Source organism: Streptomyces lucensis JCM 4490 (assembly GCF_014650035.1).
Lineage (GTDB): Bacteria > Actinomycetota > Actinomycetes > Streptomycetales > Streptomycetaceae > Streptomyces > Streptomyces lucensis.
In genome coordinates, this window is sequence record NZ_BMUE01000006.1 from 80,310 (window position 1) to 106,231 (window position 25,922).

The following is a 25,922-nucleotide window of genomic DNA, read 5'->3' on the forward strand; positions in this document are numbered from 1 at the left end:
ACCTCGAGTGTCACGGGGAGGCCACCGTTCGACAAGGTCCCTTTCGCGGCTGCGGGATTGGACGCAGACAGATACGTGTAGGGGCCCAGCCGCCCCCTCATGGCCTTGGTCATATTCGCACTAACGCGGTCGCGTGATGATGGGGTGCGGGCCGAACGGGTGAACAATTAGCAGGACAAGTAACTTCGTCATGTATCGGGTCGTGGGCCTATATGCAGCTGTGGCAGCCGTGGCAACTGTATGGAGACCGAGCCGCGGACCCGGGGCCCGGCTACCGCGTCACCCGCACCGTCCTGGACACCGTCACCTGGTCCACCTCCGACACCCGTACCGTCACCTTCATCGTCCACGTCCCCGGCATGGGCAGGTCGAAGGAGTCGGCGGCCCAGTAGCCGCCGCGGTCGGTGACCTTGGTGTCCAGGGGGCCGACCCGCTGGGCGGGCAGGGTGAGGGAGAGGCGCAGTTCGGGCACCGCGGACAGGCCGCCGTCGGGGCCGTAGACCACCGCCTGGACGGAGTTCCTGCCGACCCGGCCGGGGTCCAGGGTGATCTGGACCGTGCCGCGGCCGCCGGACGCGCCGACGTCGAACGGGACCGTGACGACGGAGGCCGCCGGGACACCGGTCGTCACCGCGTCCTCGGTCGCCGCCTCGGTGGCGGCACGGCCGGGCACCGTACTGGTCAGCAGCGTCGTCAGGACCAGGACCACCACGCCCACGGCCGCCTCGGCCAGCACCGAGCGGCGCAGGAGGTGCACGGAGGCGGCGGGCGCCGGGGCGGGCGGGGACGCCTCCGGTTCCGGAGGGAGCGGCGGGCCGGTGGCCGGCTCGGGGACGCGCGCCGGAGCGGTCGCGCCGGGCGCGGCCGCACGCACCAGGCGGGTCGTCCAGGTGCGGGAGCAGGCCGCCGCCAGCAGCAGCGCGGTCACCGCCGCCAACTTGGCCAGCAGGGTACGGCCGTACGTCGTGCCCGTGAGCGCCTGCCAGGAGCCGAGGCCGCGCCAGGACTGGTAGACGCCGGTCACGACCAGGACCGTCACGGAGGCGAACGCCAGGCGGGAGAAGCGGACCAGGACCGTGGCGGACACCCGTGGGGTGCGGTGCAGGGTGCGCAGCAGCGCGGCCAGGCCGCCGAGCCAGGCGGCCATGGCCAGCAGGTGCAGGGTGGCCGAGGTGATCGCCAGCGGGACCTGGATGCCCGCCGAGGCGTGCTCCGCCGCCGACCAGGTCAGGGACAGCACCACGGAGAAGACCGCCACCGCCGGCAGGACGACCCGGCGGGGGAGCCTCTCGCGGCGGGGTCTGAGCAGCACGGTGACGGTCCCGGCCATCAGCAGCAACACCAGCCGGGCGAGCAGGAGTTCGCCGGGACGGGTGGTCAGGGTGTGGGTGAGGGCGGAGAGCGAGAGGGCGTCCGACGGGGAGGTGCCCTCCTCGTACGGGCCGCGCAGCAGGAGCAGGGCCGCCGTCGCGGCGAGGAGCGTGCCGGTGGCGGCCAGGGCGGGGGCGCGCAGCGGGGCCGACGTGGACGGGCGGCAGTACGCGACGAACGCCGCCGCGCCCAGGAGGAGCGCCGCGGCGAGGTAGGCCAGGTAGCGCGCGATGTTGTACAGGGCCGTCGTGGCCGGGTCGCCGGCGGCGTCCGGTGCCGCGCTCGGCGTCGTCGCCGTGCGGTTGCCGACGGAGAAGGTGAACGCGCCGGACACCGGGTGGCTGTCGGCCGACACCACCCGCCAGGCGACCGTGTACGTGCCCTTGGCCGCTTTGGCGGGCAGGGAGAAACGGGCCGTGTCGGAGCGGCCGGGGGCGTGGTCCGCGGGGCCTGTGCGCACGCGGCGGTTGTCGGGGTCGTAGAGGCGGAAGGAGTCGGTGAGCAGGCCGACCGACTCGGTGAAGGTGAGGGTGACGTGCCGGGGTGCCGTCCTGAGGACCGTGCCGTCGGCCGGGTCGGTCTCGCGCAGTGCCGCGTGGGCCGAGGCGGGGGCCGCCGTGCCGAGCAGCGACAGCAGCAAGCCCGCGCAGAGCAGCGTCAGCCGCCGCACCCATCGGTGTCCGTCGCGCACCTGGACCTCCCCGTCATCCGCCGCCCACGGCCTCCCCATACGTACGGACGGACCGGCCGCCGTGCTCACCACGGCGGCCGGTCGGTCGCGGATCCGGTCGGTCGCGACTCCAGGCGGTCGCGAATCCGGTCGGTCGCAACTCCAGGCGGTCGCGAATCCGGTCGGTCGCGGATCCGGTCGGTCGCCGCGACGGCCGACGCGGCGGGGGCGGACGCGGCAGCCGGAGCGGCGGCGGGCCGAGGCGCGCACAGCCCGGCGGGCCCCGTCGGTCCCCCGTCTCCGGTCCCCCGTTCCCTCGGGCGCCGCATCGGCGGGTGCCTGTCCGTCCGGGCCCCGTCACCCGGGGAAGGCCGTCTCCCGTTCGAGGAAGGCCAGTTGGGCGTGCTTCTCCGGCAGGTACACGTCCGGGACGTCCACCTCGGGGAGGACGACCACCGGCCCGCGCTCGAAGCCCTGGCGGTCGAAGCGGTCGATCGCCCTGGTGTTGCGGACGTCGGGGTCGACGACGATCCGGCGCCGGTCCAGGGTCAGCAGCGCGTACGACGCGATCGCGGTCAGCAGGGTTCCGCTCCAGCCCGGACGCGGGCCGCCCGCGCCCACGGGAGCGAGGAGGAGGTGGATGCCGAGGTCGCCGGGGCGCACGGGGTAGCACTCGCCCACGCGGTCGGCGGCCGGCTCGTACGTCTGGAGCAGGGCGGCCGGTTCGCCGTCCTTGGTGACCAGGTGGGCGTGGTGGGTGTCGAGGGTGGCCATATGGGCGTAGATCTCGGCGACCTGGGGGCGGGTGAGGCCGTTCATCCCCCAGAAGACGGCGCGTTCCTCGCTCACCCAGGCGTGGACCACATCCATGTCGCCGTCCGGGTTGAGGGGGCGGATGCGTACGGTGCCGTAGCCAGGTACGTGCTGTTCGTGCGCGTCAGTCATCGGTTTCCTCGGTGCGGTGGAGAAGGGACCAGTCGGTGACGATCGGGGCCAGTTCCCCCTTGAGCCACAGGGGGAGCTGGTCGTGGTGGTGGACGGCCCCGGGGACGCCGTCGGCGCCGAAGGGCACCACCCAGCGGCTGCCGGCGCGGTCGGCCAGGTCCCAGACGTAGCGGGCGGCCGGACCGCGCGCCGCGCGGTCGGTGAGGCCGGGGACGGCGGAGGTGCACAGCACGCAGTCGTGGTCGCCGGCCAGGCCGGGCCCGTCGTCCGCGCGGTCGGGCAGCGCTCGCCAGGGAGCCAGGCGGTGGGTGTCGGACCAGGTGCCGGCGGGCGGTGCGGCGGCCGTCGCCTCTAGGGCGGCCCGGACGATCGCGGGGCGGTCGATGCCGTACAGCTCCTCGGCCCGTAGAAGGTGTTCGAGGGCGTGGCCGATGCGCGGTACGAGGGCCAGCCACGGGAGCAGGACGTCCGGGTAGGCCGGGGGCTCGGTGAGCGGCGCGAACACCGGGTGTGCGGCGAGGCGGCGGACGACGGCCGTGCGCAGTGCCGCGTAGGCCGCCGCGTCGGCGCTGTCGGCGTCCATGCGGCGGTTCCAGGCGAGCAGGCGGTCGCGCAGGAGGGTGGCCGAGTGGGTGAGGCCGTCCAGGGCGGCGACGTGGTCGAGGAGGGGGCCGGCGGAGGCGAGGTGCGTGTCGGTGTGGATCGCGGACATCCCGTCCGCGCTCCAGGTCCGGCGCGCGTCGAGGAGGGCGCGGATGCGGGCGGCGCGGTGCGGCGGGGCGAACTCGACGCCGAGGGGGCCCGCGGGGCCGCGCTGGTTGGCCATCACCGCGACGCCGTCGGTGAGACCGGCGTACGGCGTCTCGTGCGTGCCGTGCCACTCGTGGCCCGGCTCCCAGGCGGGGACGGGACGGACGCGGTTGGCCTCGGCGCGGAGCGGGACGCGGCCGGCGACGCGGTGCAGGGTGCCGCCGGCGGTGTCGGCGGCGTGGACGACGTTGACGGGCTCGGCCCAGGCGTCGAGGGCGCGGTCGACGTCGGCGACGGTGCGGGCGCGCAGGAGCGGCAGGAGGGCGCCGAAGCCGAGGTCCTCGGTGACGCGGGGCGGGTAGCGCAGGGCGAGGGCCTGGGCGTCGTCCGCGAGGAGGGTGCCGTCCCCGCCCGCGCCGCCCGTGCCGGTGCCCGCCTCCAGGCCCTCCGGGCCGCCCGCGATCACCGGGCCGCGGTCCGTCTCGATCAGTTCGATCAGGACCGGGGTCTCCCCCGCGATCTCCACGGTCTCCGTGTGCCGGGACGCCCGGTGCCAGGCGCCGTCAGGGCCGAGGGCCTCGACGCCGGCGCCGGTGCGGCGCAGCCGCTCCCGGTAGAGGTCCTGGTAGTCGGCCATGGCGTTGGTGATCGCCCAGGCGACCGTGCCGGTGTGGCCGAAGTGGGCGATGCCGGGGACGCCGGGCACGGCGAGGCCGACCACGTCGAACTCGGGGCAGGACAGACGGATCTGCTGGTAGACGCCGGGGTCCTCGATGAACCGGTGTGGGTCGCCCGCGATGAGGGCGTGCCCGGACTCGGTGCGGTCGCCGGAGACGAGCCAGCCGTTGCTCCCGGCGGTGCCCGGGCCGTCGGTGGCGAACAGGCGGACGGCGTCGGCCCCGAGGTGCCGCACCGCCTGCTCGCGCCAGAGCTTGGCGGGGAAACCGGCGAAGAGGATGTGCGTGGCGAGCCAGACGCCGAGGGGGGTCCAGGGCTGCCAGCGGCCCGGGAGGAGGCCGGTGCGGGCGAATTCGGGGGCGCGGCGGGCGCCGGCGCGCAGGCCCGCGTTGACGCCGTCGGCGTACGCCCGGACCCAGTCGGCCGTCTCGGCGTCCCGGCTCTCCAGCGCCGCGAAGCAGCGGCGGGCCGTGTCGTCGAGGCGGGCCCGGCGGGCGAGGACGTCCCAGGGGAGGGCGTCGGCGCCGAGGAAGGAGGCCGAGGTGCCCCGGGCGCGGTGGCGTTCGGTCTCCAGCTGCCAGGCCCGGTCGTGGGCGGTCACCCGGCCCTGTGCGTGAGCGAGTGCACGGGCACTGGACGCCCGCAGGTGGGGAACGCCCCAGGCGTCGCGGTAGGTCTCGACGGTCACCTGACCCCTTTAGGTTAGCCTTGCCTAAGTTCAGTCCAGGGAATCGTACGCGATGTACGCAGCCGTCCACCGGCGCGCGCACCGGGCGGGGGCGCGGGACCATCGACGCATGGACGTCACCGTGCACCTCGCCCAGGACCCGGAGGCCGACGCGCTGCTCGGGCGCTCCCCGCTCGCCGCGCTGGTGGGCATGCTGCTCGACCAGCAGGTGCCGATGGAATGGGCGTTCAAGGGGCCCCGGACCATCGCCGACCGGCTCGGCGCCGAGGATCTGGACGCGCACGAGATCGCCACGATGGATCCGGAGGCCTTCGCGGCGCTGCTCTCCCGGAAGCCCGCCGTGCACCGCTACCCGGGTTCGATGGCCAAGCGCATCCAGCAGCTGTGCCGGTACCTGGTCGACCGGTACGACGGGGACCCGGAGGCCGTGTGGCGGGGCGCCGGCGGCGGGGCCGAGCTGCTGCGGCGGCTGGAGGACCTGCCGGGCTTCGGCAGGCAGAAGGCCCAGATCTTCCTCGCACTGCTCGGCAAGCAGCTCGGGGTCGCGCCCCAGGGCTGGCGGGAGGCGGCGGGCGCGTACGGCGAGGCCGGGTCCTTCCGCTCCGTCGCCGACATCACGGGCCCCGAGTCGCTGGCCAAGGTGCGCGCCCACAAGCAGGAGGTGAAGGCGGCGGCGAAGGCCGCCAAGGCCGCGGGCACGTAGCGGACGCGGCCGGGACGGGCGGCGGCGCCAGGGTCCACCGGCCGGCCCACCCGGGTGGCGCGGCCGTCCCGCGCGTTCCCAGCATGGACCATGACCGAGGCACCGAACAGCGGACCCGCGTGGGGCCACGAGTACGACGACCGGCGCGTCCACTCGGCGCACCCGCCGGGCGGCCACCACGAGCCCGAACCACCGCTCGAGGGCCCCCTGCACGCCCTGTCCCGGGCCGCCTGGCAGGTCGTCCTGATCACCGGCGTCGTCTCGCTGGTCCTCGGTGTCCTGGTGCTGGTCTGGCCCGGCCCCTCCCTGCTCGCGGCCGGCGTGATCTTCGGCCTCTACCTCGTGATCAGCGGCGTCTTCCAGCTGGTGTCGGCGTTCGGCACGCACAAGGCGACCTCACTGCGGGTGCTGGCGTTCATCAGCGGCGCCCTGTCGATCCTGCTCGGACTGTTCTGTTTCCGCGGGCCCATGCAGTCGATCCTGCTGCTCGCCCTGTGGATCGGCATCGGCTGGCTGATCCGCGGGATCACGCAGACCCTGGCCGCTGTACACGACTCCCGGATGCCGGCCCGGGGCTGGCAGATCTTCCTCGGGATCGTCACCTTCGTCGCCGGCATCGTGCTCATCGACTCGCCCCTGGAGTCGGTCGCCGTACTCACCCTCGTGGGCGGCGCCTGGCTGGTCGTGGTGGGGATCGTGGAGATCGTCACCGCCTTCCGCATCCGCGGCCGGGCCGGCCGGGTGCCGCGAACGGTGTGACCCGGCCCGTACGCCGAGTCGGCGAATTCCGTGCCCCGCGTGCTGGGCGTCGCCTCCGCGCCGGGCAGACACCTGCCGTGAGCAGGACCGCGCGCAGCCCCCGGACCCGTACCTGGCCGCGGGTGCTCGTGCTGCTGCTCGTCCTGTGGGTGCCCGGCGCCCACCTGCAGGCCCAGGCGGCCCCCGCGCCCGCCGCGGCCGCCGGGACCACCGAGCACGACGTCCCGGACGCCGCCCTGCGGCCGCCGGCCCGTGCCGCGCACCGGGCCGGCGTACCCGGACTCCGCACGCCCCGGTCCGGTCCCGGCCACGCCCCCGCCCGGCCGGCGGCGCGTACGTGCGCCGGCCCGCCCGGGGTGCCGTACGCCCCGTCGCCGCCGCGCACGGTGGTCCTGCGCTGCTGACAGACCCGTGCCCCGCACAGGTCAGTCGGCTCGACGCAAGGAGCACAGCCATGCCCACGGATCCCTACGCCGTCCTGCGCGCCCTGCTGCGCGCGGAGGCCCGGCGCGCCACGGCGCCCGAGCCGGACCGGCGACAGCCGCAACCGCAGCGGCCGCCCGGGGGACGGGAGCGGTGACGCGGACCCGGCGGAGGCGGCTACCGCCTCCGCCGGGCCGTGCCGAACAGGGAGCGGGTGATCTCGCGGCCGATCTGGGTGCCGACCGAGCGGGCCAGCGACCTGAACATCCCGCTGCTCACGACCTGTTCGACCAGTGACTGCTCCTCCTCGGGCGCCTTCCGGCTTCTGGCGCCCCGGGTGCTCCTGGGCGCCTCGGCCGTCTCCGGCTCCTCCGCCCGCTCGCCCGGCCGCTCGCCCAGCCTCTCGTAAGCCGACTCGCGGTCCACAGCCTGTGCGTAACGCTCGTGGAGCGGGGAGGCGCGGACCGCCTGGTCCAGGCCGTCGGCGTCCAACGGACCCATCAGCGACCGCGGGGCGCGCAGCCGGGTGGCGGCGACCGGGGCCGGCGCGCCGGTCTCGCTGAGCACGGTCACCACCGCCTCACCGGTGCCGAGGCCGGTCAGCACCTCCTCCAGGTCGTACGCCGACCTCGGGAAGGTCCGCACCGTGGCCGTGAGGGCCTTCTGGTCGTCGGGGGTGAACGCGCGCAGGGCGTGCTGTACGCGGTTGCCGAGCTGGCCCAGGACGTCGCCGGGCACGTCCTTCGGGGTCTGGGTGACGAAGAAGACGCCGACGCCCTTGGAGCGGATGAGCCGTACGGTCCGCGTGATCGAGTCCAGGAACGCCTCGGAGGCGTCGTCGAACAGCAGGTGCGCCTCGTCGAAGAAGAAGACCAGCCTGGGCTTGTCCGCGTCGCCGATCTCGGGCAGGTCGTGGAAGAGATCGGCCAGCAGCCACATCAGGAACGTGGAGAACAGCCGCGGCTTGTCCTGCACCGCCGGGAGCTCCAGCACGGAGACGACGCCGCGCCCGTCCTGTGCCGTGCGCAGGAAGCCGGCCGTGTCGAACTCCGGCTCGCCGAAGAAGTCCGTCATGCCCTGCGCCTCGAAGGCCGTGAGGGAGCGCAGGATCACCCCGGCCGTGGCGGCGGACAGCCCGCCGATGCCCTTCAGCTCGGTCTTGCCCTCGGCGGAGGTGAGGAAGGTGACGACCGCGCGCAGGTCCTTGAGGTCGACCAGCTCCAGACCCTTGGTGTCGGCGTAGTGGAAGATCAGGCCGAGCGACTGCTCCTGCGTCGGATTGAGCCGGAGCACCTTGGACAGCAGAACCGGGCCGAAGCTCGTGACGGTGGCGCGCACCGGGATGCCGTGGCCGAGGCCGCCGAGCGCGAAGAACTCCGCCGGGAAGGCGGCCGGCTCCCACTGCTGACCGACCTCGGCGGCCCGCCCGCGCACCCGGTCGTCCGGCCGCCCGGGGCGTGCGATGCCGGACAGGTCGCCCTTGACGTCCGCGAGGAACACCGGCACGCCCTGTGCCGACAGCTGCTCGGCGATCAGCTGCAGGGTCTTGGTCTTGCCGGTGCCGGTGGCACCCGCGATCAGTCCGTGCCGGTTGAGCACGGGGAGCGGCACCCGGACCGGCGCGCCGGGGTGGCAGTGCCCGTCCCACAGGAGGGCGCCGAGGTCGAGGGCGGGGCCCGCGAAGGCGTACCCGGATGCGATCTCCCGCGCTTCGGAGGGGAGCGCGGGGGCGCCTTCGGGGGAGGCGGACGGCGCGGCGCCGCTGTCACTCATCTGGAGCCCCCGTTCCCGGTATCGGACCGTATGACCCTTATGCAGGATCTTTTCAAGCCTCGCACTCGGCCGCCATGGCTGCGCCTGGAACGTCTTGACCGGTAGGCTTTCCGTGTGATCTTCAAGCGCATCGGAAACGGCCGGCCGTACCCCGACCACGGCCGGGAAAGCACCCGGCAGTGGGCGGACGTCGCGCCGCGCCCGGTCCGCCTCGATCAGCTCGTGACCACCAAGCAGCAGCTCGATCTGGAGACTCTGCTGGCGGAGGACTCGACGTTCTACGGCGACCTCTTCGCGCACGTCGTGAAGTGGCAGGGCGATCTGTACCTGGAGGACGGTCTGCACCGAGCGGTCCGTGCGGCCCTCCAGCAGCGCCAGGTGCTGCACGCACGCGTGCTCGAACTCGACTGACCCGGCGCGACACGGTCGTTGACCCTTTCGGGTTCCGCCGGGCGGCATCGACTGATCATCTAATAGGCATCGCCGCCCGGGCGCACTACGCTGCGCCCATGAGCATGCTGACTCCCCCCGGCATGGGCGGCAAGTACCGGATCACGGGGGGCAAATACCCTCGGATGCGCCCGCGCCGGCGCAACGGCAGGCTCGTCGCGGTCGTGGTGGCCTCCTTCGCCGCGCTCGGTCTCATCGGCTGGGGCACCCTGCAGCTCATCGACGTCTTCACCGGCGGCAAGAAGCCGACGGCGGGCGGCGCCGCGGCCCACTGCCGTACCAAGGCGGCGACGGCGGCCCCAGCGGCCCAGGTGAGCGACGTGCCGCGGCCGGGCCGGATCACCGTGAACGTCTACAACGCCACCAAGCGCACCGGGCTCGCCAAGCAGACCGCGGACGAGCTGAAGAAGCGCGGCTTCCGGATCGGTGACGTGGGCAACGCGCCCAAGGAGTTCGACAAGAAGGTCAAGGGCACCGGAGTCCTCCTGGGCCCCGCCGCCGCGCGGAACACCTCGCTGCCGGTGCTCGCCACGCAGCTCACCGGCGCCGAGCTGCGGACGGAGGCCGGCCGCAAGGGGGCCGACCTCGACCTGGTCCTCGGGGACGGGTTCAAGGGACTGGCCAAGCCCGCGGCCGCCGCCGAGGCCCTGACCGCGCTGAGCGCGCCGGCGCCGAAGCCTTCACCGGACGCGCCGAAGAAGGGCTGCTGAGGCCCCGCCCCGCCGAGGGCCGACGCCGCGTGCCGCCCTGCGGGCCGGACACGCGTGCGTCACGCCTGACGCGTTACGCCTTTCGGGTCGGACGCGGGAGCGTCGCACCGGCCTGCGGGTAGGCCCCGGACGCGACACGCCCTGTGCGTCACATCCTGCGCGTCGGACCCGGGCGTTTCATCGCGGCCCGCGGCTCGGCCCCGGACGCGACACGCCCTGTGCGTCACGCCCTGCGGGTCGGAACCGAGTGTGTCGTCGCGGCCCGCGTTCGGGCCGGGTGTCACGGATCGGCGCGCGGTCCCCGCGCCCCTTGCGGGGCGCCGCCCGCCCGGCGCCCAGCCGGCGCTCGCCCGGCGCCCACCCGGGGCCCGGCCGGCCGATCCGTCTATTCGGCCGCGCCGTACAGCCGGTCACCCGCGTCGCCGAGGCCGGGGATGATGTACCCGTGCTCGTTGAGGTGGTCGTCCACCGCCGCCGTCACCACCGTCACCGGGGTGCCCGCCAGCTCGCGCTCCATGACCTCGACGCCCTCGGGGGCGGCCAGCAGGACCACGGCCGTCACGTCGTCGGCACCGCGCTTGATCAGCTCCTGGATCGCCGCGACCAGCGTGCCGCCGGTGGCCAGCATGGGGTCGAGGACGTACACCTGGCGGCCCGAGAGGTCCTCCGGCATCCGGGTGGCGTAGGTGGAGGCCTGCAGGGTCTCCTCGTTACGGATCATGCCGAGGAAGCCCACCTCGGCCGTCGGCAGCAGCCGCACCATGCCGTCCAGCATGCCGAGGCCGGCGCGCAGGATCGGCACGACCAGCGGGCGGGGCCGGGCGAGCTTGACGCCGGTGGTGGTGGCCACCGGCGTCTCGATGTCGACGGCTTCGGTGCGCACGTCCCGGGTCGCCTCGTAGGCGAGCAGGGTGACCAGTTCGTCGGCGAGCCGGCGGAAGGTCGGGGAGTCCGTGCGCCGGTCGCGCAGCGTGGTGAGCTTGTGGGCGACCAGAGGGTGGTCGACGACGTGGAGACGCATGCCCATAACGGTACCTGCGCCCCGCACCGCATCGCGCTGGCGTCAAACCGCCCGTGCGAGGGAAGGTGGGGAGGGACGGACTGGGGTGGTGTGACGTGTCTGACCTGCCTGACCTTCCTGACGACGCGCCCGGAGACGCCGAGAGGCCGGCAAGGCCCTCGGCGCCCGGTCCCACGCGCTCCGGCCGCCCGCACCCCGAGACGGACGCCGAGCGCCGGCGCCGCCGCGCGCAGTTCCTGCGCGACCTGGCCGAGGCCCGCGCGCTGCGCGCCCGGGTCCAGCCGCGACGCGCCAAGGTCGCGCGACTGCGCCACGCGATGCGGATGAGGACGTTCCGCTGGTAGGGAGGGAAGCCGTGAGCACGGCCCGGTGAACGAGTCCGCGGGGCGAAGACTCCGCGCCCGCTTCGGCGTTCGGGTGGCGGGCATGCGTGAGCGCCCGTGAAATCCGCGTACGATCCGCAGGTGGCGGCAATGAGCGTCCTGCTGAGCCGATGCCGGATCCTCGATCGAAACAGCCGGACACAGGGAGCCGAAGACGTCCCCTGAACGCTTTCTTTCTGCCACGATTCCGAGTGGGTGGGGCTCGGAGCCCGAGCTCTCCCCGCCCACGTACCTCCGCCGGGGGGACCCCCAACCGGCACGCCTATGACCAGTGGGAGAGTCACGGTGTACTTCGCCGCACTGCTCGCGCGCACCGAAGACGGGTGGGAAGCGAGCGACACAGAGCTGGACGATGTGGAGACCCTGTCGGATCTCGCCGACCTGGCCCGGGAAGCCTCTCCCGACGAGGACACGGTGCTCGTCCTGATCGAGCAGGAGGACGCCTGGTTCGGCGTCGTCCGCGTGGACGGCGAGGACGACCCTCGCATCTACGTCTCGGACGCCGCGGCGGCCGCCCGCAGCGCCTACGGTGAGCTGCTGCTCACCGACGAGCTGCTCGGCCGGGAACCCGGCGCCGACGACGGCCCCGACCTGGACGCGCTGAACCTCGACGGCACCGAGGACGGCGAGTCCGAGGACGACAAGGAGGAGGAGGGCGCGGCCGCCGACGCGGTGCCGCACAGCCCGGTGGGCGACCGCGAGATCCTCGACGACCTGGGCATCGGCGAGAAGGAACTGCGCGCCCTGGACGCCGACGACGCGCTGAGCTCCATCGCCGAGGCCCTGGGCGCCTCGGAGGTGCTGGAGACCGTCCGCTGACCGCCCACGACACCGCCACCGGCCCGCCGGACCCGGTGCGCGACCCGTGGCGGGCGGCGATGCGGCTCGCCCTGGACGAGGCCGGACGGGCCGTCCGGGGCGGTGACGTCCCCGTCGGCGCCGTCGTGTTGTCCCCGGACGGTACGACGGTGCTCGGCGCCGGGCACAACGAACGCGAGGCCACCGGCGACCCCACGGCGCACGCGGAGGTCCTGGCGATCCGGCGGGCCGCCGCGCGGCTCGGGGAGTGGCGGCTGACCGGCTGCACGCTCGTGGTGACCCTGGAGCCCTGCACCATGTGCGCGGGAGCCATCGTCCAGTCCCGCGTCGACCGGGTGGTCTACGGCGCCCGGGACGACAAGGCGGGCGCGGCCGGCTCCCTGTGGGACGTGATCCGCGACCGCCGCCTCAATCACCGGCCGGAGGTCGTCGAGGGCGTGTCCGCGCCGGAGTGCGCCCGCCTCCTCACCGAGTTCTTCAGAGACCGCTGAATACCGATTTCGGACCATGCCCCACCTTGCTGTAAGGTCTCCCTCGGTAGCGTGTCCGAGCGGCCGAAGGAGCTCGCCTCGAAAGCGAGTGTGGCGCAAGTCACCGAGGGTTCAAATCCCTCCGCTACCGCAGGTAGACGAAGGGCCCGGTCCGATGGACCGGGCCCTTCGTGGTCTTCCGTCTCAGTTTCCGTCTCATTCAGCTGAGTGACGGTCACACGATGAGGTGGATCGTCGCGGTTGCCGTGTTCGGTGCGAAACGCCGGCACCCGGCCGGTCCGGGGATGCTCCGGTCCCTACACCTCGGTGAGCTTGAAGGTGAACTGGTTGCGACCGTCTCGCGAGTAGTCCAGGTTCTCGGGGACGTTCGAGGCGTCGGCGACGTCGATCGACTTGGTCCCCGAGTTCCAGGCGAAGTAGATGGCCCCGAGGGCAACATATTCGCCGGACAGCTCGTTGCGGACGTAGATGGCACTGGTGACCGGCGGGCCGTCCTCGGGCATGACGCCGACGAGCCCGTACTCCGGGTCGCCGGAGCGGACGACGGTGTCCCCGACGTCGTAGGAAGCGACCTTCAGGCTGTACCGCCCGGGCTGAGATCCGGTGAGGTCCTGGAGCCGGACCGCGATGGGCAGCGTGGTGCTCTCGACGACCTTGAACCGGGTCAGCCCGCCGATGTCGGAGATGTCCGGCTGGTCGACCTCCCACTCCCGGTACTTGCCGGTCTGGTTGGCGTGCTGCCATGCCAGGACCTTGGCCTTCCGGCCGACCCTGACGGACCGGAACCTGTCGTTGAGTTCGCCCGGGTGCAGGTTCTCGTTCGCTCCCACCGCGTAGGTGTGGCCGTCCCCCGTGTAGCTGGGCCGGGCGTAGAAGGTGACTTCCTGTTCGCTCATGCGCCTCTCCGCAATTGATCGTTTGGACGGATTGATGACAGATAGTTACCATATAAATACGCTTAGTCACCGCGAGACAGGGTTGTGAAGGGGCACCGCATTGGGGTGTCACGCGCCTGTACGCGCCCTCGTCCGCCGCTCACGAAGCGTTTGTAAACCGCACTCTCAACCCGAGGGAGACAGCCATGACCACGGTTGCGGAACTCCAGCCGGACCCGAACAAGAAAATCCGCATCGTCAGCCACCGCGAGAGCAAGAACGGCGTGTACTACGACGGGATCGTCCGATCCCTCACCAGCGCGAAGCTGCACGAGGGATGTTCGACAGCTAACCGGGCCAATCCGCCACCGCCCTGTGTGTACGAAGGGGCAGCTGTCACGGGCCGCCCCTTCGTCCCGGCTTCAGCCAGTAGGAACAAGCGCGCCGGCGAGACCACCATCGTCGTCATCCGGCTTCCAGATCAGCCCGTCGACCTGTCGGGCGACGTCGCTGCGCACGGAGTCCACCATGTGCTGGTACCGCGCGGCCATGGCAGTCGTGGACCAGCCCATGAGCCCCATGACGGCACGCTCCGAGACCCCGAGGATCAAGAGGACGGTTGCCGCGGTGTGGCGCGCGTCGTGCAGTCGGCCGTCTCGGACTTTCGCGTCGGCAAGCAACTCCTTCCAGTCGTCGTAGTCCGTCCGGGGTGATGTGCCGCGCCCGGTCGGCGTAGCGAAGAGCCATCCTTCGTCCACCCAGTCGCCGCCGGCCGCCGCGCGCTCGGCCTGCTGCTTGGCCTGGTGGGTGCGCAGGAGGTCTACGAGCTGGGAGGGCAACCCCACGGCTCGCCGTCCGGCGCGAGACTTTGTGTCAGCCGTCTCCGGGTTGGTCCGCTGACGCTCCGGGCAATACCCGGCTTTCCTCCCGCAAGTCTCCCCGCATCCGTGGGCGTAGCGCGGCCGACGGCGGCTCCGCCGGACCATCAGGACGCTCCGGTCCAGGTCCACATCCGACCACTTGAGGCCGAGTGCCTCGCCCTGCCTGAGGCCGAGGGCGAGCGCGACCGCCCATCGTGCGGAGTTCCGCCGGTCATCGGCCGCTCGCAACAGCCGTTGCACCTCTTCGACGGTGTAGGGCTCGATCTCCTCTTCGCTGACGCGGGGCGCCTTCGCCAGTTGGACGGGATTCCGGGCGAGGTGGCCACGCCGTACCGCCTCGTTCAGCGCCGTACGGAAGGTCCGGTGAATTTGGTGGATCGTGCCCGCCTTACGACCGTCGGCGACCATGCGCCCGTAGAAATTCTCGATGTACTCCGGCCTCAGCTTGTCCAGCCGATGAGCGCCAAGGGCGGGGATCAAGTGCTTCCGCACGGCGACGCCGTACCCGACCATGGTGTTCTCGTTCACCGCGAGCGGGGCGATGTTCTCGACCCAGTGAGTGAGCCACGTCTTGACGGTCCACGGGCGGCCCGCCTTCCTGATGGCTTTCGCGTCGCGCTGTCGCTCCAACTCACGGACTGCAGCGGTCACCTCAGCGCGGTTCTTGCGTTCGACGTGGCGGCGGTCCGGCTTGCCATCGTCACGGATGCCTACGGTTACGCGGCCGTGCCACTTACCGTCACTGCCCTGGTAGATGGAGCTGCGGCCGTTGGGCTGTCGGGTGCGCTTCTTGTCTTCCGCCACGGGCGGACTCCCTTGAGGTTGAGGCGAGCGAAAACGACCGGAGCGCCACCCCACGTGGGCAGCGCTCCGGTGAGAGGGATAGGTCAGGCCGCCTGCCGCTCAGCGCGACGGCGGGCAAGGTAGGCGGCCGGAGCGTCGGCGGGGACGCGCCTCAGTCCGCCGACCATCAGAGACTCCAGCTCCCCGGTGCGGATGAGGGAGAAGCAGGTGGTCCGACCGATCCGGAGGCAGCGGGCGGCTTCTTCGACGGTCAGGAGAACGGGGGCCGTGTCGTTGGCCTCAGCGAGAGGCGTGGTGTCCACGATGGCGATGCTCACGTGAGGTCTCCTCTGGGTTGGTCCTTCGGGGGGTACCTCTGAGAACCGCTACTTCCGCTACCGCCGCTACCTCGCAGGTCAGGGGCCCTGTTTGAGGTAGCGGGACAGGTAGCGGTAGCGGATGGGTAGCGGCGCGGTAGCGGCTCCGGATGCCCGTTGCCGCTACCGCGTTGTTGCTGGTCAGGCGGCGTTTTCGGTGCCGGGTAGCGGAGGTAGCGGACTTTCCGGGGGCGGGGGGCAGTAGCGGGCCCATGCGTCCCAGAGATCGGCGGCGTAGTAGCCCTTGAGGACGCTTCCGGCGGCCTTGATGTTGCGGGAGGCGATGGGCTCGTTGTCTGCCGTCATGTACTCCGCGAGCATCTTGGACAGGCGCCGGCTGTCGAGCGGTTTACCTCCGAGGTCGGCCCATGGCGCGTCGTCCATGGCGTTGAGTCGGTCAAGGATGGCGACCGTGGGCAGGCGATCGATGCCGACCAGTACCTGGTCGCGCAGGTCGGTGAGCAGGCGAACGCCGATGCTGCCTTTGTCGTTGGCCTTGGACGCGGTGACCAGGGACACGCAGGCGGCGCGGGCCCGCTTGGGCCAGTCCCCTCCGGCGGCGTCGGCGACGGCGAGCAGGGGTTCCCACACGTCCGCCGGCCGGTCGGTCACCCCGTCGGGCATGTTCGGCCACGCGCCCAGCACGGACCCGCGGGCTTGCTCCGCCCACGTGGCGAGCCGGTCACGGAGCTTGTGTCCCTCCGCTTCGTGGATGCGGGCCCGGAAGGGCTCCACCTTTTCGTTCCTGGCGCGGCGCCGCATGCGGATGATGACGGACCGACTCAGGATCGTGTCGGGCAGGGAGCCGAGACCGGCGACCGCGACCGCGCAGTACGACGGGAACGCTTGTACGGTCTGCTGTCCGCCGTCTCCGATGCACCGGTAGGTGACTCCGGTCCGGCGGTGTCCGGCGTTGAGGAACCCGCGCAGCTCCTCGTTGTCCCCCGCCTTGGGGCCGAAGACGGTGTCGATCTCATCGAACAGGATCGTCGGCTTGCCGTTACCGCTGGAGACGGAACGGAACAGTGCGGCGGCGGAGGCGTTCACCGCCGTCATTGGCTGCGGCACAAGGGTTTCCACGATCTCCAGTGCCCGCGTCTTGCCCGACCCCGGTTCGGGGGACAGGAAGGCAATGCGGGGAGTGGAGTCGAAGCAGTCGAGCAGGTGGGCGTGCGCGTCCCACAGCGCGACCGCGACGAACGCGGCATCGGTGGGGAAGACGTTGAAGCGGCGGTGGAAGGCTTCCACCTCGTCCAGCAGCGCGGCCCCGTCGATGGGCGTGGGGGTCATGCGGCGTCCTTCCCTTCCGTGGGTGCGGCGGGCTCTCCGGTACAGGCGGACTTGTGGGCCTCGTACTCAGCGACCAGCGCCGTTACGTCGCGGGTGCCGGTGGCGATGCCGGTCTGTCCGCAGGCGCAGGCGTAGGCGGCGGTGGGGGTGTCGCCGGGCCGTGTGGACCAGCGGGCGCCGTCCCAGTGGTGGCGGTAGACCGGTGGGGCGTAAATGCGGATACCGGGCCGCTCCGCAGTGGGATCCTCCGCGTTGCGGCGTGCCTCGTCGCTCTGGAACCGGTCAGAGCGAAAGGCAGTTACGACGCCCTTGCGGGCGGCGCCCTTCGGCCCGCCCACGGCCGGGCGGGGCGCGGCCGGTTCGGCGGCGGGCGTGGCGGGGGTGGCGGTGATGCTCTTCAGGCGGGGGCGGGGAGGGGTGCTCATGCCGTCTCCCGGTGTACCTGGTTGTGGGCGATGGACCAGTTCAGAGCGCTGCGCAGGGTCGAGCGGCACTCGGCCGGCGACAGTCCCACGGACTCCCCCGCCTCCTGAAGAGCCTGCTCGACCACGTGCCGGGGGAGGTCGCCCCACGCGACGAGCCGCCCCAGAGCGCGCGCGGCACGGAACAACTTGCTTTCACGCTCGCCAACTTGGGCCATAGCCACGTTTCGCGCTTCATTGGCGAGCGCCCTGTCCGCGTATCGGCGGGATTGCCCCACTACAGCCACCGAAGGCGTCTGAGACGCCCTGGGGGCCGGTTGCAGGATGGCTTGCAGCCACGGGGGCAGTACGGCCGTCTCAGGGGCGCTCAGCGCCTCGTACTTTCCGGCGGGGGTGGTGCTGCCGGCGGCTACGACGTATCCGCCCCATGCGCGGGTGTCGACCGAATCGGCGACGGTGCCCGCGGTGTTGCCCAGCCTCACCCCGGCAGGGGCGGTGAAGTACAGGTGCTCACCACCGCTCGCGGTCCGCACCCGGTAGGTGTCGGGGACGGCGTGCCCGGCGCGCTCGCAGAGCGCTGCAAAGGTTGTCGCGCCGCTAGGCGCGTCCGAACTGCTCTTGTCCTTGGGCAGGTCCAGGTCGACCACGACCAACCCCGAAGGGCCCGTGGCGATGCCGACGTTGAACGGCGCCCGGGACCAGGCGGCACGGATGCGGCCGGAGTCGGTGGTCGCCCGCTGTTCCCATTTCACGTGCCCGCGGGCGCACTCGCCCGTGTGGGTGCACGACTTCTCGCCGTGCAGGGCGGGGGGCTTGCTGCCGGGACGGAGGGGGAAGACGTGCCAGCCGCGCTCGGCAGCGGTTAAGGCTGCACGGAACAGCGCGGCTTGGGTGTCATGGGTCATGCTGGATGCCTCCAGTTCGATTTGAGCGGGCTGGGTGACAAGGGCGGCCCCGTTTCTTTGGCGAGAGGGGGGCCGCCCTTGGTCGTGCGGTCTAGTGGTCCGACTGTGCGAGCCGCTGTGTCGGGGTGGGCGCCCGGTCGGTGGCGGTGAGGTAGAGCCGAATGCGTGTGCGGTCCCGGGTCGGATAGGCCCGTGCCGGACCGGTGGTGAACGCGCCGGCGAGGGCGGCCGTGATGCGGTCGATGTCCTCGGGGGCACAGATCACGCGGATTTCGAACGTGCCGGGCGCGGTCACCGGCTGGGGATGGCGTGGACGATGGCGGCGGTCATCTCGTTGATTGGTCCGGCCGCGCCGGAGGAGGCGAGGAAAAAGCCGAACATCACGGCGGCGAACGCCGCGCCCGGGGTGAGGCTGTGGGAGCGCAGCAGAAAGAATAGGACCAGGCCGAACACGGAGACGAGCGAGACGGTCACGGCCATGACGTGAACCCCCTGTCGGAGTTGTGGCGGTGGGTTCGTCGGGTGCCGGCGCGGTGGATGTCGCGTCCGGTGTTGTGCAGGCGGCGGCCGATGCGGAGCCGGTAGCGCTGCCCACGGCAGCGGCGGCACAGCTTGACCGTGCGGCGGGCCTGCCGGACGCCGGTCCCGGAGCACTTCCGGCACGGCGCGAACGGCTTGACCACACATAACACTGCGTAACCGGCGAGGGTTAGCAGGATGGTGAGGCTAGCGAGAGCCACGGGGGCTCACATCCCTTCCCAGGGCAGTTTCGGGGTGTTTTCGCAGGTGGGCCGCTAGGCGCTAGTGCGCTGATCAGTGGCCCGATAGGGCGCTAGTGGGGTTGCTAGACCTAGCGGTGGCGGCTGCTAGGTCTAGCAGCGTTGCTCGGGTTAGGCGGCGGCCCGATCGGCGTTACGCCGTGTAATCGCGGCGGTGATGTCGGCGCGCTTGATGCCGCGCCGGTTGGCGCCCTCGCCGTCGTCGGTCTGCCCCCACACCTGGCCCGGTTTGATGCCCCAGGGCTTGAGTGCGGCGGTGACGTTCTCGCCTTGCCATCCGGCGTAGGTGTCGGGGCGGGCGGCGGTGAGTCGGACGGCGATGCGCTCGCACCACACGGCCTTCTCGTCGTCGGCGATGACGTCCAGGACGTCCGCGAGGATGTCGGACCCGGTCCCGGTGGTCTCCGGGCCCTTGCCGATGGCGTGGCCGGTGACGTTGCCGTAGTCCTCGCGGGCTTTGCGGGCACGGGCGACGATGCGTTCGGCGGCGACCGCGTCCACGAACGCGGACGCGACGATGCGCGGGTCGTCCCCTTCCCCGGCCATCCAGCAGATGCCTCGGTCGGAGCGGGAGAACATCGTCGCCCGGTACCCCGACTTGTACATCGACGTGCCCAGCACCATGTCGTTGGCGGGCTGCCCCATGACCTTCAGGCAGAACCGCAGGACGGCGTTGGCGCTGATCCCTGTCGGGAGGGACTTGGCGTCGGGGCGCTGAGTGCCGAACATGGCCACGATCCCCAGGGCGGGACCGCGCTTGACCAGGTCGGTGCAGATCGCCTCGATCTCCTTGCCGTACTCCTCGTGCTCGAACGGCACCTGGCACTCGTCGAACCCGACCACGATCGGGTGCAGACCGAGACTCTGGTCACCGGCGAGTTCGGGGGTGACCTTCGACTCCGGGCACCGCGTACGGGGCAGTGACTTGATGACCTTCGCCCGGCGTCGCAGTTCCTCTTTCAGCTCCCGCAGCGATTCGAGGACATACTCGATGTCCTCGTCTTCCTCGCCTGCGCGGTAGCGGTGACAGACCGGTTCCAGCGCGCCGAAGTCGCCGGTGCCCTTGAAGTCGAACGCGTGGACTTCGGCGCGCGGGTCGAGTGCGGCGATCAGCAGGAACAGCCGCATGAGGAAGGTCTTGCCCATTCGGGGGATGGAGCCGACGACGACGGACGCGAACATGAGGGTCACGGACACATCCCGCATGCGCTGGTCGTTGCCGAACACCACCGGCCGGAACAGATCCACCGTCCCGGACTTAGCCAGCGGCCAGGCGGGTTTGGTGGTCTCGTTCATCGGCTTGTCCCCCACCCACAGCACCAGGCGCCCCTCATGCTGCTCGGGGTCGGGGGAGGGCCACACGCAGCCGGTCTTACGACGCAGGCCGGACGCCAGCGGCTTGCGGGCCTCCATGATGTCCTCCGGCGTCACGCCGTAGGGAAGGTCCAGGTCGGCGCGGTAGCCGGGCCCGTCCCGGACAATCTCCGAGACGAACCGCAGGCCGTTCATGTCACCGCCCTTCTTAATCGCGGCGGTGATCTTCGCGTTGCCGATGGAGTCCAGGCCGCGCAGGACGATGGAGCCGGTGAGCTTTTGCACCTCGGTCTTCAGCACCGCCGGGCCCACGACCGGGGCGTCAGGCTGCTGTCCACCCATGCCGAGCAGCAGCACCCCGCCGGCCGCGAACGCGTACAGGTAGGCGGGGGCGAGGACGTACAGGTAGAGGGCGAAACCTAGACCGAACACGGTCGCGACCAGTGTGACCAGGCCACGCAGGCGGATGCGGCCCGATCGGAGCCGGGCCAGGCGCATGTACTCCTCAACGTCCTCCGTACGGACGGCGAACTCCCGCAAGGGAGCGGCCTCGCGGTCCCACACCCACCGGTTCGTCGCCGCGACGAACCGGCACGCGCCCCGGGGAGCCATGAGGGCGAGGCGTCCGGCATACACCGGCACGCGGACCCCGTGATAGAGAGCGGCGTATCCGACGTTCGCGCCGGTGTGGCGGGCGGTGGCGAGGAAGTCGCGCCGGTTGGTGAGCCATCCGGCAAGGACCGGCTTGCGCTTTTCCACACGGACCTTCGGGTCCGGCAGTGCCGGGTTATCGACCGCGACCGGAGCCACCGGGACGTCGTCGGGGTCGGTGTCGGGTACGGGCCGCAGGTGCGGGCCCGACGTGCTGTCAGCCATGCTTGGTGCTCCCTGCTGCTCAAAAGAGGGTGGTGGGTGGCCCGGGGGCGGCCTGTTTCCTTGGCCGGGACGACCGCCCCCGGGGCGTTGCTACTTGCCCTTGCGGGCGCGCTCCTCGCGCTTGCGGGCCTGCTCGATGACGCGGTCGAACTTGCGCTGCAGGTCGCTCTGGTCGACCCGGCCGCCGTACTGGCGATCGTCGGCAATTCCGCGCTTGGCCATCCGGGCGACGTACCAGGCGAGCTGAGCCTTTTCACCGGCGGTGAGGCGGGGCTGCTGGTTGCTGCTCACGGCTGCATCTCCGTTCCGGGCCGGGCTGTCCGGCTCCCCACGGCCCCCGGGGACGCGTCTCCCGGGGGCCGCAGGCAAGCGTCAGCGACGACCGCGGGCGCGACGGAGGCTGCTCGCGGCACGCTTGCCGTCCTCGCCGCCCACCGAGCGGACGACGGTGACGACACCCCACGCGCACACGGCCGCGATCAGGGCCAGCAGCGCCAGGTTGGCGGCCATGGCAGTGAGGACACCGACCAGCAGCGGACCGAAGTAGACCCCGGCGGCCACCGTGCCGGCCCCGACCCCGGAGCCGAGCGCGATGCGCTGCACGGTGCGGTCCGGCGGTGCCTGGTGGATGTGTTGCACCACCACAGACGGAACTGCCTGGTGCTGCGGGACGACAGGGGTGGGAGTGTCGTCGTAGACGAATCGGCCGTCCGGTAGGCGGATGACGCCAGGGACGGGAAGGCGCTCGGAGTCCATCAGGAACCTCCCACGGGCGAAGTGTCGGCGCAGGGCACGCAGGTGCCGAGCGCGGCGGGGATGACGTATCCGGCATCGCGCCGGCAGGTGGGGCAGGTGCGTCGTGCGCGGTTGGCCTTGGCCAGTGCCTCCATGCGGGCCGGGGTCATTGGGCGGATGGGTCGGGCGCGGTCGACGCGGTAGAGGTAGGCGACCAGCGGTCCCCGCCCACGGCGAGGCCGCTGAAGTTCGGCGGCCACGTCCTGACCACCGGGCCGCAGCCCCATCGCACGGAGCTGCCGACGAGTGGCCAACCCATCCGGGGCGAGCCGCCACCGGTAGACGGGCAGTGCGCTCACGACGACGCGGTCTCAAGGACGAGTCCAGTGCCGTCGCGGTGCTCGGCGTAGCGGGCGGAGACCCAGCCAACCGACCAGCCGCACAGCTCCGCCGCCGCCCGCACCGGCAGCCCTTCACCGAACGCCGCATGCACCACCATGCGGGCCCGGTCCTCGGGAAGCTTCTCGCTCACCGGCCCGGCGGACAGCAGCGCGGCGCGTTCACGGCGTTCACGCTCGGCCCGCTCCTGCTGCTGCCGGCGCGCTTCCTTCTCGCGCTCCAGCCGCTCACGTTCACGACGCTGAGCGGCCTCCCGCTCGACGCGTTCACGCTCGCGCTGCTGCTGTTCACGCTCTCGCTCACGGCGTTCACGAGCCTCCCGCTCCGCCCGCTCCCGCGCCTCCCGCTCGGCCCGCTCCGCACGGCGGGCGGCTTCCTCACGCTCGGTCTGCTCACGGGCGAGCCGGGCCTCATGCTCACGCTGTTCACGCAGCAACTGCGCCGCGTGCTCGCGTTCCTCCCGGGCCCGCCGGTCCGCCGCCTCACGGTGCTCGACTGCGGCCCGTTCCCGGGCTTCCCGCTCGGCGCGCTGCTCGGCCTCCAGCCGCGTCACGGCGGCGGCGATCGCGCGTCGGTAGGCGAGCCCGGTCTCGGCGGTGACGATGAGCAGGAGCGGCGCGACCGCGTGCACGGCGACGCCTACCAGGTCGTTTTGGAGGGCGGAGTCTGCGACGTTAAGGGCCAGGGTCATGCAGCCGGTCATCCACCGCAGGGCGATGGGCCACCGGCCGCCGTGTCCCCCGAGCCGGGCGAGCACCGCGTCCAGCCGGACCACGATGACCACCGCGGCGTCCACCACCAGCGGCAGGATCGGCGCGGTCCAGTCCCACCGATCCGGGGTGTGCTGGGCCGCGAGCGGGGTCACGGTGAGGACCGAATACAACATCGCTCCCGCCACGATCAGCCACGTCCCGGCCGACAGGGCCCGCTCGGCTGAGCGGACGGGCTCGGCGTTCACGCGACCACCCCCGCCCATGAACGCACCCGGGTGGCGGCGATCAGAACGACCACGGTGGTGGGGTCGTCGGGAATCTCGCTGTCCTCCGACCACGCCCACTCACCGCCCACGACCGGTTCGAACCCGAGTCGGTTGAGCGCCCGTGAACGCTCGGTGAGTGTCGGCACCGGGCGGCGCCGGCCGAACGTGACCTCCGGCCACCGCTCGGTCGTGCCGAGAAGCACGACGTACAGCCGCCACCGGCCGTCCCGTACGGACATCTGCGCGGTGAACTCCCGCGCCGCCTCCTGCTCCCTCACGCCGCACCGCCCCGGCCTGCGTCCGCAGCGTGGTTGGCCAGCGCGCGACGCGCGGCCAGCACCCGGCGGCGGGCCCGGCGGATACGGCGGGCGTCCAGCTCGGTCGGGGTGCGGTCCAGGGTGGTGATCTGCGCGTCGAGCAGCTCGACGTCCGCGAGGATCGCGGGCATCTCCAACTCGATCGCGTCCAGCTCCGCGTCCGTCGGCTCCATGAAGTCGGCGAACGCAGTAACAGCGTCCTGAACAGTAACGATGTGGCTCATTGGGTCTGGTTCCTCTCACACAGGAACGGCCCGAACAGCGGCCCCGGTGTTCGAGCACCGGGGCCGCGCGCCGTTGAAGTCGGAACATCCGGCTCCCCTCAGCGCTGCTCGTACGAGACGAGCAACGGAGGCAACCGGCCGCAGCGGCAAGCACTGCGGAAGTCGTGGTGGTGCTGGTGTCTCCTTCGGGAACACGGGCTCCCGTTTCAGGCGTATGGAGACGTGACCTTTCGGTCTGAGCCCTCCGGTTGACCAGGGGTCCGGGTCCCTCGGCCCGCTCTGTCCCGGGCCCCTTGGCCCCGACAAGCCCGGATTGCAGCCAGGCACGTCGAGGTCCGACACCCGCCGGTCTGGAAAGACCGCCCGACGGGCACATCCCTAAGGTTCCCTAGGGTTCCCTGCGGTGTCAAGCGGTAAGCTAGGGAACCTCAGGGAAGTCACGACAGGGAGCGGGCGACATGGCAGGCCAGGCCGACAATCGGGCGCCGTACGCGAAGATCGCAGCCCACTACACGGAGCTGATTGCGTCTGGTCAGCTACAGCCGGGGGCACTTCTGCCGAGCATCAAGAACCTGGCGGAAGAGTGGAAAGTAAGCACCGCCACCGCTGAGAAGGCACTGCGCAAGCTGCGCAACGACGGCCTTGTACGAGGTATCCACGGCATCGGGACAGAGGTTCTGGACCGACCTACTTCGATGTCGTCAGGGTCCCAGCGCCAGGACCGAGGACGCCGAACCGGTTCCAGTTGGGGGCAGGGTGAAAGGTCAGACTCGCATCAGGCCGCCGTGGTGCCGGCACCCGCCGAGGTGGCCCAAGCTCTGGACATTGAGCCGGGGTCCGACGTGGTTCGTCGGAGCCGGGTCTACAGAGACCGCCACGGAATCGTGGCCCACAGCACGTCCTGGATCCCCGCTCGGTACGGGAAGCTGATCCCCCAGCTAGCGGCGAGTGAGCGCCTGACGGGGGGAACGTCACTACAGCTCATTGCCCAAGCGACCGGCCACCCCATTAGTCACCGCATCGACACCGCATCGGCCCGACTCCTTACGCCGGACGACGCACGGCTTCTGGAGCTTGACCCGGATGACCTGTCAGCGGAACCAGTAGTCGTGATGACAGCGCAGTTCGTTGACGCTGAGGGCAACATCGTGGAATACGGCGTGGACCTCGGAGGTCCGGGCCGCACCTGGCGCACGGAATCGGAGGTAACCACGTGACGGTCACGGGTGGCACACCACGTCCGCCGTTCTGTGTCCTGATGGCCGGCCTCCCCGGCTCCGGTAAAACCACCCTCTCCCGCGCACTCACCGCCCGTGGCTTCGTGCGGCTCTGCCCGGACGAAGAGATGTACCGCCGGCATGGCGTCTACGGCGTGGACTTCCCCCGCGGCACCTTCCCCACCCTTGAGCGTCCGGTCCTCGAAGACGTGGCGGCGGAGCTGCGGGAACAGCTCAAGGCTGGACACGACGTCGTCGTTGACCACGGCTTTTGGACCCCCGAGGATCGGAACAAGTGGCGAGCCATCGCCACCGACGTCGGCGCCGTTCCTGTACTCGTCTACCTCGCAGCGAGTCACGATGAGCTTTGGGCCAGGATCAGCAAGCGCAACGAGTTCCACGAGGATGATCCGAACGCCATCTACTTCTCAGAGAGCGACCTCCAGCGGTACCGCACCCGGTTCATCCCGCCAGAGGCAGACGAACCGCACCTGCTGTACGACGGCGATACGGCGGCCGTAATCGCGGCCCTGGACGCCTCACACTCTCGGCACTCAACCGACTGATGCGCAGGTCAGCCGGGTGGCGCTCCGTCTCAGTTTCCGTCTCATTCACCCCCGTCCGGAGCCGTCCATCTCAGTCCGCGCGACGGGCGAGAGTACGGGAATGAACGAGGCTGAACGCCCACGGATAGCGCTCTGACCAGCACGAACAGACCTCGAAAGCGAGTGTGGCGCAAGTCACCGAGGGTTCAAATCCCTCCGCTACCGCTCCGACGAAGGGCCCGGTCCGATGGACCGGGCCCTTCGCGTGCGCCCTGGAGTCCCGTCCCGTCGCCCTGAACTCACCCCGGCTCGGCCCTGATTCCGGTGGACCGCAGGCCGGGGCCGGAACGCGGCCCCGCCCCGGCGCTCC

At 71.7% G+C, this 25,922-nt stretch carries 31 protein-coding genes and 1 tRNA gene; 12 read left to right on the forward strand and 20 right to left on the reverse strand.

Annotation, left to right across the window (positions count from 1 at the left end; translation table 11 throughout):
- Positions 1-271 precede the first annotated feature (271 nt).
- The 3 genes from IE177_RS15540 to IE177_RS15550 form a co-directional block, all read right to left on the reverse strand.
- The gene (locus IE177_RS15540) at positions 272-2,062 is read right to left on the reverse strand and encodes a copper resistance CopC/CopD family protein (protein WP_229816052.1); all 1,791 of its coding nucleotides are present in this window, start codon (positions 2,060-2,062) and stop codon (positions 272-274) included.
- A 336-nt stretch (positions 2,063-2,398) separates the two neighbouring features.
- On the reverse strand, positions 2,399-2,986 hold the full coding sequence (locus IE177_RS15545) for a GNAT family N-acetyltransferase (RefSeq protein ID WP_190015924.1): 588 nt from the start codon (positions 2,984-2,986) through the stop codon (positions 2,399-2,401).
- The gene (locus IE177_RS15550) at positions 2,979-5,102 is read right to left on the reverse strand and encodes a penicillin acylase family protein (protein WP_190015925.1); all 2,124 of its coding nucleotides are present in this window, start codon (positions 5,100-5,102) and stop codon (positions 2,979-2,981) included. The genes IE177_RS15545 and IE177_RS15550 overlap by 8 nt, the downstream gene beginning before the upstream one ends.
- 109 nt (positions 5,103-5,211) lie before the next feature.
- On the opposite strand from IE177_RS15550, the gene IE177_RS15555 reads away from it, so the two are divergent.
- The 4 genes from IE177_RS15555 to IE177_RS35410 all read left to right on the forward strand — a co-directional run bounded on the left by IE177_RS15555 (position 5,212) and on the right by IE177_RS35410 (position 7,144).
- Complete coding sequence (locus IE177_RS15555; protein ID WP_190015926.1) at positions 5,212-5,805, forward strand: HhH-GPD-type base excision DNA repair protein; 594 nt, start codon at positions 5,212-5,214, stop codon at positions 5,803-5,805.
- Between the two features lie 90 nt (positions 5,806-5,895).
- Entirely contained in the window at positions 5,896-6,564 is a 669-nt protein-coding gene (locus tag IE177_RS15560) for an HdeD family acid-resistance protein (protein WP_190015927.1), read from the forward strand.
- A 77-nt stretch (positions 6,565-6,641) separates the two neighbouring features.
- Complete coding sequence (locus IE177_RS15565; protein WP_190015928.1) at positions 6,642-6,968, forward strand: hypothetical protein; 327 nt, start codon at positions 6,642-6,644, stop codon at positions 6,966-6,968.
- A 50-nt stretch (positions 6,969-7,018) separates the two neighbouring features.
- The gene (locus tag IE177_RS35410; RefSeq protein ID WP_268253163.1) at positions 7,019-7,144 is read left to right on the forward strand and encodes a hypothetical protein; all 126 of its coding nucleotides are present in this window, start codon (positions 7,019-7,021) and stop codon (positions 7,142-7,144) included.
- Between the two features lie 20 nt (positions 7,145-7,164).
- Here IE177_RS35410 and IE177_RS15570 read toward each other — a convergent pair whose 3' ends face one another.
- On the reverse strand, positions 7,165-8,760 hold the full coding sequence (locus IE177_RS15570) for a helicase HerA-like domain-containing protein (protein ID WP_190015929.1): 1,596 nt from the start codon (positions 8,758-8,760) through the stop codon (positions 7,165-7,167).
- A gap of 114 nt (positions 8,761-8,874) precedes the next feature.
- On the opposite strand from IE177_RS15570, the gene IE177_RS15575 reads away from it, so the two are divergent.
- Both IE177_RS15575 and IE177_RS15580 read left to right on the forward strand, forming a co-directional pair.
- A complete protein-coding gene (locus IE177_RS15575; RefSeq protein WP_004943146.1) occupies positions 8,875-9,171 on the forward strand; it encodes a type II toxin-antitoxin system VapB family antitoxin in 297 nt (98 codons plus the stop codon).
- Positions 9,172-9,269: 98 nt separating this feature from the next.
- On the forward strand, positions 9,270-9,920 hold the full coding sequence (locus tag IE177_RS15580; protein WP_229816053.1) for a LytR C-terminal domain-containing protein: 651 nt from the start codon (positions 9,270-9,272) through the stop codon (positions 9,918-9,920).
- Positions 9,921-10,305: 385 nt separating this feature from the next.
- On the opposite strand, the gene upp is transcribed toward IE177_RS15580, so the two are convergent.
- The gene (gene upp, locus IE177_RS15585) at positions 10,306-10,941 is read right to left on the reverse strand and encodes a uracil phosphoribosyltransferase (protein WP_190015930.1); all 636 of its coding nucleotides are present in this window, start codon (positions 10,939-10,941) and stop codon (positions 10,306-10,308) included.
- Positions 10,942-11,045: 104 nt separating this feature from the next.
- Between upp and IE177_RS15590 the strand changes: the two genes are divergently transcribed.
- From IE177_RS15590 to IE177_RS15605, 4 genes are all read left to right on the forward strand, one after another.
- Complete coding sequence (locus IE177_RS15590) at positions 11,046-11,285, forward strand: hypothetical protein (protein ID WP_373305103.1); 240 nt, start codon at positions 11,046-11,048, stop codon at positions 11,283-11,285.
- Between the two features lie 324 nt (positions 11,286-11,609).
- A complete protein-coding gene (locus IE177_RS15595; RefSeq protein WP_190016213.1) occupies positions 11,610-12,143 on the forward strand; it encodes a tRNA adenosine deaminase-associated protein in 534 nt (177 codons plus the stop codon).
- A gap of 59 nt (positions 12,144-12,202) precedes the next feature.
- A complete protein-coding gene (gene tadA, locus IE177_RS15600) occupies positions 12,203-12,634 on the forward strand; it encodes a tRNA adenosine(34) deaminase TadA (RefSeq protein ID WP_229816076.1) in 432 nt (143 codons plus the stop codon).
- Positions 12,635-12,679: 45 nt separating this feature from the next.
- A tRNA-Ser gene (locus tag IE177_RS15605) sits at positions 12,680-12,764 on the forward strand.
- A gap of 166 nt (positions 12,765-12,930) precedes the next feature.
- Here the strand turns inward: IE177_RS15605 and IE177_RS15610 are convergent.
- From IE177_RS15610 to IE177_RS15680, 15 genes are all read right to left on the reverse strand, one after another.
- Positions 12,931-13,530 carry a beta/gamma crystallin domain-containing protein gene (locus IE177_RS15610; RefSeq protein ID WP_190015933.1) on the reverse strand — a complete coding sequence of 200 codons (600 nt, stop codon included), beginning with the start codon at positions 13,528-13,530 and terminating at the stop codon, positions 12,931-12,933.
- 401 nt (positions 13,531-13,931) lie between these two features.
- Complete coding sequence (locus IE177_RS15615; protein WP_190015934.1) at positions 13,932-15,194, reverse strand: tyrosine-type recombinase/integrase; 1,263 nt, start codon at positions 15,192-15,194, stop codon at positions 13,932-13,934.
- An 83-nt stretch (positions 15,195-15,277) separates the two neighbouring features.
- Positions 15,278-15,511 (reverse strand): excisionase family DNA-binding protein, encoded by a 234-nt coding sequence (locus IE177_RS15620; RefSeq protein ID WP_190015935.1) that lies wholly within the window; start codon positions 15,509-15,511, stop codon positions 15,278-15,280.
- Between the two features lie 180 nt (positions 15,512-15,691).
- Positions 15,692-16,840, reverse strand: coding sequence for a DUF3631 domain-containing protein (locus IE177_RS15625; RefSeq protein ID WP_190015936.1), 1,149 nt, complete (start codon positions 16,838-16,840; stop codon positions 15,692-15,694).
- Entirely contained in the window at positions 16,837-17,265 is a 429-nt protein-coding gene (locus tag IE177_RS15630) for a hypothetical protein (RefSeq protein ID WP_229816054.1), read from the reverse strand. Before IE177_RS15630 ends, IE177_RS15625 begins: the two co-directional genes overlap by 4 nt.
- Positions 17,262-18,167, reverse strand: coding sequence for a bifunctional DNA primase/polymerase (locus tag IE177_RS15635; RefSeq protein ID WP_190015937.1), 906 nt, complete (start codon positions 18,165-18,167; stop codon positions 17,262-17,264). The genes IE177_RS15630 and IE177_RS15635 overlap by 4 nt, the downstream gene beginning before the upstream one ends.
- 91 nt (positions 18,168-18,258) lie before the next feature.
- Positions 18,259-18,432, reverse strand: coding sequence for a hypothetical protein (locus IE177_RS15640; RefSeq protein ID WP_229816055.1), 174 nt, complete (start codon positions 18,430-18,432; stop codon positions 18,259-18,261).
- Positions 18,433-18,458: 26 nt separating this feature from the next.
- Positions 18,459-18,647: a hypothetical protein gene (locus IE177_RS15645; protein WP_190015939.1), complete on the reverse strand. Its 189-nt coding sequence runs from the start codon at positions 18,645-18,647 to the stop codon at positions 18,459-18,461.
- A 410-nt stretch (positions 18,648-19,057) separates the two neighbouring features.
- On the reverse strand, positions 19,058-21,136 hold the full coding sequence (locus IE177_RS15650) for a cell division protein FtsK (protein WP_190015940.1): 2,079 nt from the start codon (positions 21,134-21,136) through the stop codon (positions 19,058-19,060).
- A 90-nt stretch (positions 21,137-21,226) separates the two neighbouring features.
- On the reverse strand, positions 21,227-21,427 hold the full coding sequence (locus tag IE177_RS15655; RefSeq protein ID WP_190015941.1) for a DUF6257 family protein: 201 nt from the start codon (positions 21,425-21,427) through the stop codon (positions 21,227-21,229).
- 81 nt (positions 21,428-21,508) lie between these two features.
- A complete protein-coding gene (locus IE177_RS15660; RefSeq protein ID WP_190015942.1) occupies positions 21,509-21,892 on the reverse strand; it encodes a DUF6251 family protein in 384 nt (127 codons plus the stop codon).
- Positions 21,892-22,230: an RRQRL motif-containing zinc-binding protein gene (locus IE177_RS15665; RefSeq protein ID WP_190015943.1), complete on the reverse strand. Its 339-nt coding sequence runs from the start codon at positions 22,228-22,230 to the stop codon at positions 21,892-21,894. Before IE177_RS15665 ends, IE177_RS15660 begins: the two co-directional genes overlap by 1 nt.
- Positions 22,227-23,228, reverse strand: a complete 1,002-nt coding sequence (locus IE177_RS15670; protein ID WP_190015944.1) for a DUF2637 domain-containing protein — start codon at positions 23,226-23,228, stop codon at positions 22,227-22,229. Before IE177_RS15670 ends, IE177_RS15665 begins: the two co-directional genes overlap by 4 nt.
- Entirely contained in the window at positions 23,225-23,527 is a 303-nt protein-coding gene (locus tag IE177_RS15675) for a DUF6303 family protein (protein WP_229816057.1), read from the reverse strand. The genes IE177_RS15670 and IE177_RS15675 overlap by 4 nt, the downstream gene beginning before the upstream one ends.
- Positions 23,524-23,790: a DUF6284 family protein gene (locus tag IE177_RS15680; RefSeq protein WP_190015945.1), complete on the reverse strand. Its 267-nt coding sequence runs from the start codon at positions 23,788-23,790 to the stop codon at positions 23,524-23,526. Before IE177_RS15680 ends, IE177_RS15675 begins: the two co-directional genes overlap by 4 nt.
- 458 nt (positions 23,791-24,248) lie before the next feature.
- On the opposite strand from IE177_RS15680, the gene IE177_RS15685 reads away from it, so the two are divergent.
- Positions 24,249-25,007, forward strand: a complete 759-nt coding sequence (locus IE177_RS15685) for a GntR family transcriptional regulator (protein WP_190015946.1) — start codon at positions 24,249-24,251, stop codon at positions 25,005-25,007.
- The gene (locus IE177_RS15690) at positions 25,004-25,573 is read left to right on the forward strand and encodes a P-loop nucleotide/nucleoside kinase family protein (protein WP_373305093.1); all 570 of its coding nucleotides are present in this window, start codon (positions 25,004-25,006) and stop codon (positions 25,571-25,573) included. Before IE177_RS15685 ends, IE177_RS15690 begins: the two co-directional genes overlap by 4 nt.
- Positions 25,574-25,922 lie beyond the last annotated feature (349 nt).

What these genes read in the sequence shown, in the direction of transcription:
- IE177_RS15545 (WP_190015924.1), bottom strand. Translation starts at nt 2,986, where the DNA reads ATGACTGACGCGCACGAACAGCACGTACCTGGCTACGGCACCGTACGC.
- IE177_RS15555 (WP_190015926.1), top strand. Translation starts at nt 5,212, where the DNA reads ATGGACGTCACCGTGCACCTCGCCCAGGACCCGGAGGCCGACGCGCTG.
- IE177_RS15560 (WP_190015927.1), top strand. Translation starts at nt 5,896, where the DNA reads ATGACCGAGGCACCGAACAGCGGACCCGCGTGGGGCCACGAGTACGAC.
- IE177_RS35410 (WP_268253163.1), top strand. Translation starts at nt 7,019, where the DNA reads ATGCCCACGGATCCCTACGCCGTCCTGCGCGCCCTGCTGCGCGCGGAG.
- IE177_RS15570 (WP_190015929.1), bottom strand. Translation starts at nt 8,760, where the DNA reads ATGAGTGACAGCGGCGCCGCGCCGTCCGCCTCCCCCGAAGGCGCCCCC.
- IE177_RS15580 (WP_229816053.1), top strand. Translation starts at nt 9,270, where the DNA reads ATGAGCATGCTGACTCCCCCCGGCATGGGCGGCAAGTACCGGATCACG.
- upp (WP_190015930.1), bottom strand. Translation starts at nt 10,941, where the DNA reads ATGCGTCTCCACGTCGTCGACCACCCTCTGGTCGCCCACAAGCTCACC.
- tadA (WP_229816076.1), top strand. Translation starts at nt 12,203, where the DNA reads ATGCGGCTCGCCCTGGACGAGGCCGGACGGGCCGTCCGGGGCGGTGAC.
- IE177_RS15610 (WP_190015933.1), bottom strand. Translation starts at nt 13,530, where the DNA reads ATGAGCGAACAGGAAGTCACCTTCTACGCCCGGCCCAGCTACACGGGG.
- IE177_RS15625 (WP_190015936.1), bottom strand. Translation starts at nt 16,840, where the DNA reads ATGACCCCCACGCCCATCGACGGGGCCGCGCTGCTGGACGAGGTGGAA.
- IE177_RS15630 (WP_229816054.1), bottom strand. Translation starts at nt 17,265, where the DNA reads ATGAGCACCCCTCCCCGCCCCCGCCTGAAGAGCATCACCGCCACCCCC.
- IE177_RS15635 (WP_190015937.1), bottom strand. Translation starts at nt 18,167, where the DNA reads ATGACCCATGACACCCAAGCCGCGCTGTTCCGTGCAGCCTTAACCGCT.
- IE177_RS15645 (WP_190015939.1), bottom strand. Translation starts at nt 18,647, where the DNA reads ATGGCCGTGACCGTCTCGCTCGTCTCCGTGTTCGGCCTGGTCCTATTC.
- IE177_RS15650 (WP_190015940.1), bottom strand. Translation starts at nt 21,136, where the DNA reads ATGGCTGACAGCACGTCGGGCCCGCACCTGCGGCCCGTACCCGACACC.
- IE177_RS15660 (WP_190015942.1), bottom strand. Translation starts at nt 21,892, where the DNA reads ATGGACTCCGAGCGCCTTCCCGTCCCTGGCGTCATCCGCCTACCGGAC.
- IE177_RS15680 (WP_190015945.1), bottom strand. Translation starts at nt 23,790, where the DNA reads ATGAGCCACATCGTTACTGTTCAGGACGCTGTTACTGCGTTCGCCGAC.
- IE177_RS15685 (WP_190015946.1), top strand. Translation starts at nt 24,249, where the DNA reads ATGGCAGGCCAGGCCGACAATCGGGCGCCGTACGCGAAGATCGCAGCC.